Here is a 14094-nt window from a genome sequence, read left to right as displayed (position 1 = left end):
CGATGCGGCAGAGAGCAGCGCCATTCGGCGCGGGACGTTCGTGTGCCACAACCCCTCTGCGCCTCCGCACCTCCGCGCGAACCAATCTCATTTCTCCGCGTCTTCGCGCCTTCGCGTGAACCAAAGCTACTCCCGCACCCGCAGCATCGCGAGCGCCGCCACCGCCATGACCCCGCCCGCGATCAGCATGACGTAGGCGGGCTGCCCCGGAAACCACGTCTTGATGACCCCGCCCATGATCGTCGCGACGATCAGCTGGGGCAGCACGATGAAGAAGTTGAAGATGCCCATATACACCCCCAGCTTCCCCTGCGGCAGCGCATTGGCGAGCAGGACATAGGGCATGGTCAGCACCGATGCCCAGGCGATGCCGATGCCGATCATCGGCACGATCATCCCCAGCCGGTCGTGCGTCAGGAAGATGCCGACGAACGCCGCCGCCCCGATCGCGAGGCACAGCATATGCGTCCGCGCCGCGCCGATCGCCCTTGCCAGCACCGGCAGCGCGAACGCCGCCAGCGCCGCGACGCCGGAATAGATGGCGAACAGCACGCCGACCCAGCTGCCCGCCTGGTTATAGCCGTCGGCGGCCGGATCGATCGTGCCCCACACCTGCTGCGCGACGACCGGCGTGGTATAGACCCACAACAGGATCAGCGCGCCCCACGTAAAGAACTGCACCCACGCCAGCCGCCGCATCCGGTCGGGCATCGTGGTCAGGTCGCCGATGATGTGGCTGAGCACATTGTCGCCCCGCCCGGCGCGGATCAGCGCCGCCGAGACGAGCTGCGCCACGCCGTAGAGCGTGATGCCCCCCGCGACGAAATAGGCCTCGCGTCCGCTGTCCAACGCGCCGCTGCGCTCCGCCCAGCCGATCAGCAGCGCGACCAGCAACCCGCCGACGATCCAGCGCCCCCCGCGGCGGGGCAGCGCAGGCGGTTCGTTCGCGGTGGTTTCGGCGGTGGCCTCGCCGAACGCGGCAAGCTCGTCGGGGCTGTATTCGCGGACGCTCACCACGGTCCACAGCACCGCGAGCAGCAGCATCGCGCCGCCGAAATAGAAGCCGTAGCGCACCGCATCGGGCACCTGCCCCGGCGCGGCGCTGTTGCTGACGCCGAAGCCGTGTTCGAGCACGAACGGCGCGATGCTCGCCACCACCGCGCCCGCGCCGATGAACCATGTCTGGAACGCATAGCCCGACGGGCGCTGTTTCGGGCTGAGCATGTCGCCGACGAAGGCGCGGAACGGCTCCATCGACACGTTGAGCGATGCGTCGAGGATCCACAGCGTCACCGCTGCGGCGAGGATCGACGGCGAATTGGGCATGAAGAACAGTGCGGCGGTGCACAGGATCGCGCCCACCAGGAAATAGGGTCGCCTGCGCCCGAGCGGTCCCCAGGTTCGGTCGGAATAATGGCCGATCAGCGGCTGGACCAAGAGGCCGGTCAGGGGCGCGGCGATCCACATCAGCCCCAGCTGATCGATCGGCGTGCCGAGCGACTGGAAGATGCGGCTGGCATTGGCATTCTGCAGCGCGAAGCCGATCTGAATGCCGAAGAAGCCGAACGAGATGTTCCAGAGCTGGGCGAAGCCGAGCGTCGGGCGGGTGTGCATATTCTCAAGCTCCTCCCCGCTCCGCGAGGAGGGGGACCATGCGTCAGCATGGTGGAGGGGGGGGCGCCGCCTCCACCACGGTTGCGTTCGGGGAAGCCCCCCTCCACCACCGCTTCGCGGCGGTTCCCCTCCCCGTGCCGGGGAGGATCGTTACTTCCGCTTCCGCCCCGGCGCGACGAAGCGGATCGCCTCGCCGCCGCCTGGCGCCAGCGCGATCGTCAGCGTGTCGCCCTTCTTCACCTGCCGCGTTTCGATCGTGATCGAATGGCGCGCATCGGTGCGGTAATCGGCCCCCGGCCCGTCGCGGTAGATTTCGGCGGTATAGGTCTTGCCCGCGTCGAGGAAGTCGAGCCTGACCGTCGAGCTGCGCGCTTCCTCGTCGCCGACCGCGCCGAGATACCAGTCGTCGCTGCCCGCCGCCTTGCGTGCGAAAGTGGCGTAGTCGCCGACCTCGCCGTTCAGCACGCGGGTGTCGGACCAGTCGGTCGGTACGTCGCGGATGAACTTGAACGCCGCCGGATAGCGCGCGTAATTCTCGGGCGTGTCGGCGGCCATGACGACGGGCGAATAGAGCACGACGTACAGCGCCAGCTGCTTGGCGATGGTGGACTGGATCGCGCTGCCGTTGCTGCCGGTCAGGCTCAGCACGCCGGGTGTGAAGTCCATCGGCCCGCCCAGAAACTGGGTGAAGACCATGTTGGCCTCATGCTCGGGCGGGTTCTTGCCGCCTTCCCATGCGTTATATTCCATGCCGCGCCCGCCCTCGCGGCTCAGCCAGTTGGGCCAGGTGCGGCGAAGACCCGTGTCCTTGACCGGTTCGTGGCTGTCGATCGACACCTTGTAGCGGGCAGCGGCGTCGAGCACGCGCTGGTGGTGGTTCACCATCCACTGGCCCTCATGCCACTCGCGATGCTTGGAGCCGTCGGCATCGACCCGCTCGATCTGCCCGGCGTCGGTGACATAGCCGGTCTTGACCACCCGCTCGCCGTGATCGGCGGCCCATTTGAACGCGCTGTCCAACTGGCGGTCATAGTTGCTGACCGAGCCGCCGGTTTCGTGATGGCCGATCAGGCGGACGCCCTTCGACTTGGCATAGGCGGCTAGGCCTGCCGCGTCGAAATCCTCGGTCGGCTGGCTGAAGTTCATGTCGTTGCCGTTGCCGAACCAGTCGCCGTCCCAGCCGATATTCCACCCCTCGACCAGCACGCCGGGAATGCCGTTGGCGGCGGCAAAGTCGATGTAGCGGCGGACGTTGGCGGTGGTCGCGCCGTGCTTGGGGCCGCGCGCCCATGTCCAGTCGCCCTTGATCATGTTCCACCAGACGCCGACGAACTTGCCGGGCTGAATCCACGAGGAGGTGTCGCCCAGCTTGTTGGGTTCGTTGAGGTTCAGCCCGATCCGGCTGGCGGCGTACAGTCCCGCTGCGTCGTCGGCGATGGCGATGGTCCGCCACGGCGTCGAGAAGCCCGCCGCGCGGCTGACCGCCGGTCCCTGTGATCCGGGCGTCAGCACCGCGCGGAAGGTCGTGCCCTCGGCGCGGGCGAGGTTCATCGCCGAATAGTCGGTCAGCGCGGCCTCGTGGATCGCGACGTGGCGGCCGCCGGCCAGCTTCACCGTCATCACCGTCTGCGCGGTGCCGACCGCGTCGAGCGGGGTCTTGTTGTAGAGATATTCCTCGCGGTTCCACTCGAACGCGGGCTTCCACCATGCGGTGCCGGGCTCGGCGAAGGCGAATTGCGTCAGCTCCCCGGCGATGTTGGCGGTGGTCAGGTTCGCCTGTTTCGGCAGGGTGTAGCGAAAGCCGACGCCATCGTCGAACAGGCGGAAGGTGACGCCCATCTCGCGCTTCAGGTTCTTGGATTCGCGGAAGGTGACGGTCAGTTCGGTATGGTTGTCGCGGATCGTCTTCCATTCGCCGAACGGCTGGGTCCAGGTGGAATCCGACCGGTCGCGCTTCGTGCCGGCAAGGACGAGGTTGCGCTCGATCTTCGGTGCGTCGGTGAAGGTGAAGCCGAGGCGGCTGTCGTTCAGCACCGGCTTGCCGTCCTTGGCGACGGCATAGCTCGGGCGGCCCTCGTTATCGAGGCTGACCGTCACGGTCAGCGAGCCGTCGGGCGAGGCGGCCCGCGCGACCACTTCCGCGAAGGCGGGAGAGGCCAGCGCGGTCATGCCGAGCGCGGCGATTGCCAGTTTCATCATCCTCATCGGCCTGTTCTCTTTCTTACCGGGGGAGCAGCGCGATGTGCGCCGCGTAAGGACCGAGCCGGTCGGATTCGACCTGACCCAGCGTGTGGAGCGGTTCGCCGTCGGGCAGCGGTACCCGCTGCGGCTCGGGCGAGAGGTTGAAGGTGCAGGCGATGCGCTCACCGTCCAGTTCGCGCTCGAACGCAAGGATCGCGTCCGATGCCTCGGTGATCGTCATCGCTCCCGACCGCAGCGCCGGATGAGCGTTGCGCAGGGCGATCACCTGCCGCGTGTAGTGCAGCAGCGAACCGGCGTCGGCCTCCTGCCGGTCGACCGCCAGCGGGCGATGCGCCTCGCCGACCGGCAGCCACGGCTTGCCGGTACCGAAGCCCAGGTTCTCGGCATCGGCGGTCCATGGCATCGGCGTGCGCGCGCCGTCGCGCGACAGGGTCAGCGGCCAGTTGGCGATCGCTTCCGGGTCCTGAAGATCCTCGAAGGCGATATCGACCTGCGGCAGGCCGAGTTCCTCGCCATTGTAGAGGAAGATGTTGCCGCGCAGGCAGGCGAGCAGCAGCATCTTGATCCGCCCGAAGGCCAGCGGGTCGGCCCCGTCCGGCATCCAGCGCGATACGGCGCGCGGCGCGTCATGGTTCTCGAACGCCCAGCTCGGCCACGGATCGCCCTCGCCCCAATTGTCGAGCGCGTCGCGCAGGACGCGGGGGGTGAAGCCCGGCGCGTAGAGGAAGTCGAAGCCGTAGGCGGTGTTCAGCCGGTTGCCGCCGCCGCAGAACAGCTTCATCTCCCGCTCGGCATCGTCGCCGCCGATCTCGGCGACGGTGAAGCGGTCGCCGCCATAGTCGTTCAGCACCGCCCGCACCCGTTCGAGGAACGCGGGGATGTCCGGGTGACTCTGGTTGTAGAGCTTGCGCTGGAAATCGAACGGACGGGTGCGGGTCCTGCCGTTGCTCGGCATCGGCGGATTGTCGCGCAACGCCGGGTCGTGCATCGCGAAGTTGATCGCATCGAGCCGGAAGCCGTCGACGCCGCGGTCGAGCCAGAAGCGGGCGGTGTCGAGCAGCTCTTCCTGCAATTCTCCATTATGCCCATGGAGTTGCGGCTGTTCCTTCAGGAAATTGTGCAGATAATATTGCCCGCGCCGCGCGTCCCACGTCCACGCCGGGCCGCCGAACACCGACTGCCAGTTGCTGGGCGGCGAACCGTCGGGCTTGGCATCGGCCCAGACATACCAGTCGGCCTTGGGGTTGGTGCGGCTCGAGCGGCTCTCGACGAACCACGGATGCTCGTCGCTGGTGTGCGACCACACCTGATCGATGATGACGCGCAGGCTGAGCGCATGGGCGCGCGCGATCAGCGCGTCGAAATCGGCGAGCGTGCCGAAGATCGGATCGACATCGCGATAATTCGCAACGTCATAGCCGAAATCCTTCATCGGCGATGTGAAGAACGGCGACAGCCAGATCGCATCGACGCCGAGCGAGGCGACATGGCCCAGATGCGCGGTGATCCCGTTCAGGTCGCCGATGCCGTCGCCGTTGCTGTCGGCGAAGCTGCGGGGATAGATCTGGTAGATGCTGGCACCGTGCCACCATGGGCGGTCGGCGGGCATCGTCCGGGCGGCATCGGTCATCAACGGGTCTCCGCGGCGCATACCGCATAGCCAAGGGCGGGAAGGGTCACGCGCACGCTGCCGGGCGCGCTTGCCAACGGGGTACAATCCCCGGCGAGCGAGCGGAAGCGGGTGGAGGCGGTTTCCACCTGCACGTTGCGGGTGATCGGCGCGGTCGCGGTGTTGAACAGCAGCAGGACCTCCGCGCCGCTGGCGGGATCGAACCGCGAGACGGCGAGCAGCCCCGGCTTGTCCTCGCGCGCACGCAGTTGCTGGCGGCCGCGGGTCAGCGCAGGCGTCGCGGTGCGCAGCTTCGCCAGCGTGGCGATCTGGCGGTAGAGCGGATGGGTTTCGGTGAAGTTCGCGGTGGCGGTGGTGGCCTTGGTGCCGACCAGCCTGTTGTCGTTGTACGACGCGACCCGCGACGCGAACATATCCTCGCGCGCGTCCTGATCGTTGCCGTCGCCCGCGAACCCCTGTTCATCGCCCGAATAGATCGTCGGCACGCCGCGCAGGGTCAACAGCATCGCATTGCCGAGCATGACGCGCGACAACACCTCGGCATCGCTCGCCTGCGGGAACGCCTGCCGGACGTAATAGGCGAAGCGACCGTTGTCGTGGTTGCCGGTGAAGGTCGGCAGCTGCCGCGCGGTGGCGAACCCGTCGGCATAGAGCACGTCGCCGTCGAACAGCGTCTCGAACGCATCGGTGCCTTTCGTTCCAGCCACCGTCTGCAACACTGCCTCGCGGAACGAGAAGTCGAGCACGGCGGGAAACTTGCCGGTCTTGGTCCAGGCGGCGAGGCCACCCGAGTCGAGCGAGGACAGCGCGACCTCGCCGAAGATGTGGAAATTGGGGATGCCCTTCGCCCGCGCCCGCTCGCGCATCGCCGGTACGAAGGCCGCCCAGAATTCGGGGTTGACGTGCTTGGCGGTATCGATGCGGTATCCGTCGATGCCGAAGCGGTCGATCCAGCCGCCGAAGATGTCGATCATCCCCGCCACGACGCGCGGATTCTCGGTCATCAGATCGTCCAGCCCGACGAAATCGCCCATCTGCGAGCTTTCGTTGGTGAACGTCGTGTCGCCGCGATTGTGATAGTAGATCGGATCGTTGAGCCACGCGGGCACCTTCACCGCCTTTTCCGCGTCTGGCACGAACGGGGTGTAGGCGAAGCGCGGGTCGGTCAGCTTCGCGAAATTGTCCGCGGTCTGCACGCCGTCGCCCCGGAACCCCGCGTTCCTGCCACCGGCGGCATAGGGATAGTCGGCGCGGCTGCGATAGGCGCAGGTCGGTTGGCCGACGCATTCGCGATACTGGATCACGTCGGCGGTGTGGTTGGCGATGATGTCCATATAGACCTTCATGCCCAGCGCATGCGCGGCATCGACCAGCGCCTTGAACTCGGCATCGGTGCCGAGATGCGGATCGACGCGGGTGAAGTCCGTCACCCAATAGCCGTGATAGCCCGCCGATTCATGGCCGGGGCCGCCCTGCACGGGCTTGTTGCGGAAGATCGGCGCGACCCAGATCGCGGTCGCGCCGAGGCGCTGGATGTACGGCAGCCGGTCGTTCAGCCCCTTCAGGTCGCCCCCGTGATAGAAGCCCTTGGCGGTGGGGTCATAGCCCGTGACCATCCGGTCGCCGGTCATGCCGCCGCGATCGTTGCGGGACTCGCCGTTCTCGAACCGGTCGGGCAGGACGAAATAGATCACCTCGTCCTCGGGCAGGCGCGAACGCACGTCCTGCGCGGCGGCGGGCAGCGCCGCGGTGGCGAGCAGGGCGAGGAGGATGGTGCGGATCACGCGGCGACCTTCGGTTCGGGCGCCGGACAATGGGCGCGGAGGAAATCGTCGTGGGGCCGCATCCGCTCGACGGTCGCGCGGACATGCGCGGCGGAGGCCGACAGGAACTCGCCGAGGCGGGCGGGCGGCAGCGAGGCGACCAGCGGGTGCCAGCCGTCGGGCAGCACCCCCTGCCCCACCAGCAGTTGCAACCACGCGACCTCGGCGAACAGCTCATGCTCGTCGCGCAGGATGCGGCCCGAACTGCGGAACAGCGCGATGCGGTTCGCAAGGCTGTCGGGCAGCGGCGTGGCGCGGCGTTCGCGCCAGAACGGCTCGTCGCGGTCGTTCAGCGCATAGTGCGCGATCAGGAAGTCGCGGATGCCGATCCACTCGCGCTCCGACTGCGCGTTGAACGCGGCGATATCGGGCGCGCGCGGCGTCGCCACCGGCCAGAATTGCAGCAGCCGGGCGATCCCCGACTGGACGAGGTGGATCGAGGTGGACTCGAGCGGTTCGAGAAACCCCGCCGCCAGCCCCAGCGCGACGCAGTTGCCGACCCATGGCCGCAGCCGCCGCCCGGTCGTGAAGCGCAGCGGACGCGGATCGGCCAGCGGTGCCGCGTCGAGATTGCCGAGCAGCACTGCCGCCGCATCGTCGTCGGACAGATGCGCGCTGGAATAGACCAGCCCGTTGCCGGTGCGGTGCCGGAGCGGGATGCGCCACTGCCACCCCGCCGAACGGGCGGTGGCACGGGTATAGGGGGTGATCGGCGACACCGCCCCGCACGGAACGGCCAGCGCGCGGTCGCACGGCAGCAGCGCCGACCAGTCGTCCCATCCGCTCATCCGCCCGATCAGCAGCGCGGCGAAGCCCGAACAGTCGATGAAGAAATCCGCCGCGATCCGCCGTCCGTCGTCCAGCGTCAGCGCGGCGATCGTGCCCGCCTCCGCGGCGTGCTCGACCTGCGCGACGCGGCCCTCGATGCGGGTCACGCCCCCCGCCTCTGCCCGCGCGCGCAGATAGGCGGCATAGGCGGCGGCGTCGAAGTGATAGGCCCAGGCGATGCCGCTCGGCGCCTGCGGGCTACCGGGATCGCGACCGAAGCGGTTCGCATCCGCCGCCATGGCGCAGGCGCTGTGCCGCCACAGCGATGCGGAATCGCGCGCGCCGCCCGCCGCCAGCCAGTAATGCTGGAACGGCACGAGGCCGAGGCTGCGCCCGATGCTGCCGAAGGCGTGGAGATAGCGGCTGCCGGGGCCGTTCCACCCCTCGAACGCGATGCCGAGCTTGAAGCTGCCGCCGGTCTTCGCGACGAAATCATTCTCGTCGAGCCCAAGGTGCTGGTTGAACAGGCGCAGTTGCGGGATGGTCGCCTCGCCCACGCCGACCGTGCCGATCGCGTCGCTTTCGACCAGGGTGATCGCGGTGCCGGGCGGCAGGAAGCGGGCGAGCGCCGCCGCCGCCATCCATCCCGCCGATCCGCCGCCGACGATCGCGACCGATCGCACCGGCTGCTGCATGGGGTCCATCACCGCCCTCCCTTGGGGTGCCCCCGTGCCGGAACACGGGGGCAAAGCCATCAGAACCGGAACGATGCCCCGGCGAGGAAGCGCCGGCCATAGGTCTGATAGTCGATCACGGCGAGGTCGTAGCGCGGATCGACGGTCGCGAAACGCTCGTTAGTCAGGTTCTGGCCCTGCACGAACAGCGACAGGCCTTCGAGGCTGGTCCCCTTCTGGAACTCGTAGCCGATCTGCGCATCGATGATCGTCTCGTCCAGCGCGCGGCGGCGCTGGCGGTTGCCGCCGAAGCCCGACAGCTCGCCGACGAAGGTCGAGCGGTAGCGGGCCGAGCCGCGGGCGCTGAAGCCCCATTTCTCGAAATAGGCGGTGCCGTTGATGACCCATTTGGAATAGCCGGGGATATCCTCCGCCGGGCTGGTCGGGGTCGGCTTGATCTGCGTCCTGGTCCACGAACCGCCGCCGGTCACGCCGAAGCCGTCCAGCGCCCCGACGATCGTGCCGAGCGGCAGGGTGGTCGCCAGTTCGACGCCGTAGATGCTGCCGCCCGCGCCGTTGATCGGCACGTCCGACCGGCCGAGCGTCGGCGTGCCCGCAGGCGTGCCGGTCGGCGTGGGGAAGCCGCCGAAGTCGAACGGGATCGTCTGGTTATAGACGAAGGATTTCAGATCCTTGTAGAAACCCTGCGCCGCGATGTAGCCAGCGCGGCCGAAATATTTCTCGATCGTCAGGTCGAACGAGTTGGACCGGATCGGGCGCAGATACGGGTTGCCGCCGCCGCCGGTGATGATCCGTTCCGCCGGGTTGTAGCCATAGCCCTGCGACACGCGCATGTCGTCCAGCCGCGGGCGCTGCACCTGCCGCGCGGCACCCGCACGGAACACCCAGTCGCCCGGCGTCCGCAGCGACAGGTTGAGGCTGGGCAGCACGTCCCAGTAATCCGCGCCGCGGATCGTCGGCACCAGCGTGCCGTTGGCCGCGACGAGACCCGACGACTTCTGTTCGGTGGCGATCGCCTGCACGCCGAAGTTGCCGGTCAGCTGCGATGCGCCGATCTCCTGATCGATGTCCGCCTGGACGTACATCGTCATCAGATCCTCGGCGATGCGGAACGCCTTGGCGGGCACGTCGAGGCTGGTGTTGCGGCTGAGCGCATAGACGCCGCCCGCCAGCAAGTCGCGCGGGTCGTAGCTGAGCATCGGCCCGAGCCCCAGATAGTTCAGGCTGGTCGGCGCCTGACGATACTGGTCGGGCAGGCGCAGCTGGCGGAGACCACCGGCGAGGACCAGCAGCGATTCGTCCGGGGTCAGCGACTTGTCGCGATCGGTGTAGTTGAGGCCCGCCTTCACCCCGCCGAGGAACCCGTCCAGCTCCTTCTCGACCTCGAGGCGGTATTGCGCGATGCGGTCCTTGACGATGCGGTCGTTGAAATAGCCCGCCTGCAGGTTGCTGCCGCCCCAGCCGAGCGGATCGGTCAGCAGGATCAGGTTCGGATCGCTGTAGTTCAGCGTGGGCGAGAAGCGGGTGCCGGTCCCGCCGCTGGTGAAGGCGATATTGTCCTTTGCGCCCACGTTCTGGCCGTAACCGGTCCCGGCATAGCTTTCGAGGATCGTCTCGCTGCGGTCGGTCCTGGAATAGCTGGCGTCGAACGTCGCGTTCCAGCCGTCGTCGCCGCGCCATGCGGTGTTGTAGCCGAACGAATAGAGCTTCGCCTTGCGCTCGAACGCATCGTTGCGAACCACGCCCTCGACATTGCGGAAGGTGCCCGCGGTGACAAAGCCGTCGCTGTTGGCGGTCGAACCGGTCAGCCGGACGCTGTTGGGGTTCGCCAGGTTGTTGAAATCCTGCCCATAGCCCAGCGGCAGTTCGATCCCGCGCTTGATCTGGTCGTCGTTGAAGTCGGAATAGAAGCCGTCCGCGGTGATCGTCAGGTTCGGGGTCGGCTTGTACTGGAGCGTACCCGACAAGCCGAGGCGCTTGAGCCGGGTGGAGGTGACATAGGACTTGGACCCGCCGATCACGCCCTGGTTGCCGTTGACCCCGGCGTAGCCCCAGGCATTGAACTCCTGGATCTGGTACGGCTCGTCGAGATAGTTGGCCGAGAGCGCCACGCCGATCGTGTCGTCGGCGAACTGGTCGATATAGGTGCCGTTGACGCGATAGCCCTTGTCGCGCGACCCGGCGTTCAGGCGGCCGAGATCGGCATAGGTGCCGCGCCCGCCGATCGAGATCGCGCGGCGGCCGTATTCGAGCGGACGGACGGTGCGCAGGTCGACGGTGCCCGACAGCCCCTGCCCGACGAGGTTCGCCTGACCGGTCTTGTACACCAGCACCTGGCTCATGATCTCGGCCGGGTACTGGTCATATTCGACCGCGCGGTTGTCGCCGGTCGAGGTCTGTTCGCGACCGTTGAGCAGCGTGGTCGAGAAATCGGGCGCGAAGCCGCGGATCGAGATCGCGTTCGAGCGGCCCGAGACGCGCTGCGAGGTCAGGCCCGGCAGGCGGGCGATCGATTCCGCGATCGATGCGTCGGGCAGCTTGCCGATATCCTCCGCCGAGATCGATTCGACGACCTGGTCGCGGTTCTTCTTCTCGGCGACGGCATTCTCGAGGCTGGCGCGGAAGCCGGTGACGACGATTTCCTCGCCCTGATCGGCCGTGGCGGTCGGATCGGTGCCGTCGGCCTGCGCGACTTCGGGCGCAGGCGTGGTCGTCGTGGTCTGCGCGAACGCGACCTGCCCGCCGAACGCCATGCCCGCCGCGATCAGCGCGCCCATGCTGACACTGCGCGCAACCCGGGCGCGCGTCGATCCCTGCGACGAATACCGCATCTCTCAGTCCCCTCCATCTATGCCTGATTCCCCGGCTCTTTCGTCCGGTTCGTCCGTACCCGTCCTTTGAAACCGGACGCGACGAAAGGAAAGCGGATGGCATACGTATTCAGAACGATGCTTCCGCCCATCCCGCCGGGGCGCTAAGGACGGAGGATCACGACCGGAGAGGCTAGGCAAATCCCATGGCGGCGGGCGACAAGCCGACCTCGTTCGACATCGCCGCGCTGGCCGGGGTATCGCAACCCACGGTCAGCCGGGCGCTGCGCGGCGACCGCACGGTCAGCGCCGCCACCCGCCTCCGGATCGAGGCGATCGCGCGCCAGCTGAACTACAAGGTCGACAAGAACGCCTCCGCGCTGCGCCGGGGCAGCACCTCGACGCTGGCGCTGCTGTTCTTCGAGGATCCCGCGCCGGACGGATCGCGGATCAACCCGTTCTTCCTGTCGATGCTGGGGTCGATCCTGCATACCTGCGGCGCGCGGGGATACGACCTGCTCACCTCGTTCCAGCAGCTGTCCGCCGACTGGCACGTCGATTACGAGGACAGCCGCAAGGCGGACGGGCTGATCCTGCTGGGCTACGGCGACTTCGACGATTATTCGCGGCGGCTGGACCAGCTGGTGGCGCAGGGGACGCATTTCGTCCGCTGGGGGTCGATCGATCCGGCGCATCCGGGCAGCGTGGTCGGCTGCGACAATCTGGCGGGCGGGCGCGACGCCGGGCGGCACCTGCTGGCGCGCGGGCGGCGGGGGATCGCCTTTCTGGGCGACGCATCGAGCCATTATCCCGAATCGCGCGACCGCTACCGCGGATTGGTCGCGGCGCTCGGCGAGGCGGGGCTGGGCGTCGATCCGGGGTTGCAGGTCGACGCGCTGTCGAGCGAGGCGTCGGGCTATGACGCCGCGGCGCGGCTGATGGGGCGCGGCATCGCGTTCGACGCGATCTTCGCCGCGTCCGACATGATCGCGCTGGGTGCCTTGCGTGCGCTTGCCGAGGCCGGGCGGCGCGTGCCCGACGACGTGGCGGTGGTCGGCTTCGACGACATCCCCGCCGCCAGCCTCGCCCAGCCGCCGCTCACCACCATCCGTCAGGATTATGCACGCGCGGGCGAGCTGCTGGTCGACATGCTGATCCGCCGGATCGACCGGCGCGACACCGCACCCGCGCTGCTGCCGCCCGAACTGGTGGTGCGCAAATCGAGCTGAGCGGCTTGCGTTTCATGATACAATGTATCATATGATCACCATGCGACACGCGAAGTTCCTCGACGGCGCGGCGATCGGTGCATCGCTGCTGTGCCTGATCCACTGCATCGGCCTGCCGATCCTGTTCGCGCTGCTGCCCGCGCTGGCGACCATCGGCGGGGCGTCGACGGAATGGCTGCATGTCGTGCTGCTGCTGACCGCCGTTCCCCTGAGCGGCACCGCGCTGATCGGCGGCTATCGCGCGCATGGCCGGGTGGTGCCGCTGGTGCTGGGCGTGGTCGGGCTGGCGGCGCTGGCGGCCGGCGTGACGCTGGCCAGCGCACCCGCGGCGGAAACGGCGCTGACCGTCGCGGGCAGCCTTGCGCTGGCGGGGGCGCATGTCGGCAACTGGCGGCGGTTGCGCCCGGCCTGAACCCCGTGCGGTGAGTGCGATCCGCCTTGCGCGCGTGCCGCAACATCGCACGGCATTGCGCTTCGTCGGACGTTGCCGATAGTTTCGGCGTATCTGCCCCTCTCAGGATTGGAGAATCGTTGGTGATCGTTGCCCTGTCGCTCGCGTTGCAGGCCGCATCCGCGCCCTTGCTGCCCGGTCTGTTCGAGCCCGCGACCGAGGGAACGGCGATCGAGGAGATCGTCGTCGCGCCGGTGTTCCACGAACCGTTCAGTTGTTCGCAGCACGCATCGGGCCAGGAAGCGACGACCGGCGACGCGCTCGGCACCGACTGCGCGATCGAGGGCGGCACGGATGCATCGGGCGTCGGGTTCCGGCGCCCGTTCCGGACCAACGGCGCCCGCAACGAGGACTGGTACGGCTGGCAGGCCGACATTCACGCGCCGATCGGCGGGACCGTGCGCTATGTGCGGACCAACCCGCTGACCAACCCGCCGGGCGTCATGGGACGCGATCCCGCCAGCGTCATCGTCATCACCGCGGCAGACGGCACGAACGTCGTCCTCGCGCATACCGACCGACCGCGGGTGAAGGTCGGCGATGTCGTCGTCGCGGGTGACGTCGTCGCGCAGGTCGGCAACAACGGGTTCAGCCACGCCCCGCATATCCACATCGGCGCATACCGGGGGGCCACCCCGCTCCAGATCCGATGGGATCTTCGGGCGATGGGGAAGGTGCCTGCGCTGAGCTAGGACTGATCGACCTTCAGCCGATACGCATGAATTTTCGTCATTCCCGCGCAGGCGGGAATCCATAACCGCCGACGTTTCGATCGAATTCGCGACGCTGGCGCATATGGACTCCCGCCTGCGCGGGAGTGACGACAGTAAAATGGAGCGGCTCTCTTGTGTCAGCGAAGTGAATGTCGATCC

At 68.0% G+C, this 14094-nt stretch carries 9 protein-coding genes; 3 read left to right on the top strand and 6 right to left on the bottom strand.

All coding sequences use genetic code 11. The features are described from left to right. Positions 1-126 precede the first annotated feature (126 nt). The 6 genes from ABLE43_RS10730 to ABLE43_RS10705 all read right to left on the bottom strand — a co-directional run bounded on the left by ABLE43_RS10730 (position 127) and on the right by ABLE43_RS10705 (position 11563). A complete protein-coding gene (locus tag ABLE43_RS10730; RefSeq protein ID WP_348978496.1) occupies positions 127-1614 on the bottom strand; it encodes an MFS transporter in 1488 nt (495 codons plus the stop codon). Positions 1615-1764: 150 nt separating this feature from the next. Beyond that, positions 1765-3819: a glycoside hydrolase family 97 protein gene (locus tag ABLE43_RS10725; protein WP_425475258.1), complete on the bottom strand. Its 2055-nt coding sequence runs from the start codon at positions 3817-3819 to the stop codon at positions 1765-1767. A gap of 16 nt (positions 3820-3835) precedes the next feature. Next, the gene (locus ABLE43_RS10720) at positions 3836-5446 is read right to left on the bottom strand and encodes an alpha-glucosidase family protein (RefSeq protein ID WP_348978495.1); all 1611 of its coding nucleotides are present in this window, start codon (positions 5444-5446) and stop codon (positions 3836-3838) included. Next, complete coding sequence (locus ABLE43_RS10715) at positions 5446-7230, bottom strand: alpha-amylase family glycosyl hydrolase (protein WP_348978494.1); 1785 nt, start codon at positions 7228-7230, stop codon at positions 5446-5448. The genes ABLE43_RS10720 and ABLE43_RS10715 overlap by 1 nt, the downstream gene beginning before the upstream one ends. Continuing rightward, entirely contained in the window at positions 7227-8741 is a 1515-nt protein-coding gene (locus ABLE43_RS10710; protein ID WP_348978493.1) for a tryptophan halogenase family protein, read from the bottom strand. Before ABLE43_RS10710 ends, ABLE43_RS10715 begins: the two co-directional genes overlap by 4 nt. A gap of 50 nt (positions 8742-8791) precedes the next feature. Then, positions 8792-11563, bottom strand: coding sequence for a TonB-dependent receptor (locus tag ABLE43_RS10705; RefSeq protein ID WP_348978492.1), 2772 nt, complete (start codon positions 11561-11563; stop codon positions 8792-8794). Positions 11564-11748: 185 nt separating this feature from the next. Between ABLE43_RS10705 and ABLE43_RS10700 the strand changes: the two genes are divergently transcribed. The 3 genes from ABLE43_RS10700 to ABLE43_RS10690 all read left to right on the top strand — a co-directional run bounded on the left by ABLE43_RS10700 (position 11749) and on the right by ABLE43_RS10690 (position 13914). Next, positions 11749-12771 carry a LacI family DNA-binding transcriptional regulator gene (locus ABLE43_RS10700; protein WP_348978491.1) on the top strand — a complete coding sequence of 341 codons (1023 nt, stop codon included), beginning with the start codon at positions 11749-11751 and terminating at the stop codon, positions 12769-12771. A gap of 31 nt (positions 12772-12802) precedes the next feature. Beyond that, positions 12803-13183 (top strand): MerC domain-containing protein, encoded by a 381-nt coding sequence (locus ABLE43_RS10695; RefSeq protein ID WP_348978490.1) that lies wholly within the window; start codon positions 12803-12805, stop codon positions 13181-13183. Between the two features lie 122 nt (positions 13184-13305). After that, positions 13306-13914, top strand: a complete 609-nt coding sequence (locus ABLE43_RS10690; RefSeq protein ID WP_348978489.1) for a peptidoglycan DD-metalloendopeptidase family protein — start codon at positions 13306-13308, stop codon at positions 13912-13914. Positions 13915-14094 lie beyond the last annotated feature (180 nt).

The organism is Sphingomonas silueang (assembly GCF_040049155.1).
Classification (GTDB): domain Bacteria; phylum Pseudomonadota; class Alphaproteobacteria; order Sphingomonadales; family Sphingomonadaceae; genus Sphingomonas; species Sphingomonas silueang.
Note: the sequence above shows the minus strand (reverse complement) of the source record. Positions and strands in the feature narration are given on the sequence as shown.

Coding starts and splice junctions, on each gene's coding strand:
- ABLE43_RS10730 (WP_348978496.1), bottom strand. CDS start 1,614: ATGCACACCCGCCCGACGCTCGGCTTCGCCCAGCTCTGGAACATCTCG.
- ABLE43_RS10725 (WP_425475258.1), bottom strand. CDS start 3,819: ATGAGGATGATGAAACTGGCAATCGCCGCGCTCGGCATGACCGCGCTG.
- ABLE43_RS10720 (WP_348978495.1), bottom strand. CDS start 5,446: ATGACCGATGCCGCCCGGACGATGCCCGCCGACCGCCCATGGTGGCAC.
- ABLE43_RS10710 (WP_348978493.1), bottom strand. CDS start 8,741: ATGGACCCCATGCAGCAGCCGGTGCGATCGGTCGCGATCGTCGGCGGC.
- ABLE43_RS10705 (WP_348978492.1), bottom strand. CDS start 11,563: ATGCGGTATTCGTCGCAGGGATCGACGCGCGCCCGGGTTGCGCGCAGT.
- ABLE43_RS10700 (WP_348978491.1), top strand. CDS start 11,749: ATGGCGGCGGGCGACAAGCCGACCTCGTTCGACATCGCCGCGCTGGCC.
- ABLE43_RS10695 (WP_348978490.1), top strand. CDS start 12,803: ATGATCACCATGCGACACGCGAAGTTCCTCGACGGCGCGGCGATCGGT.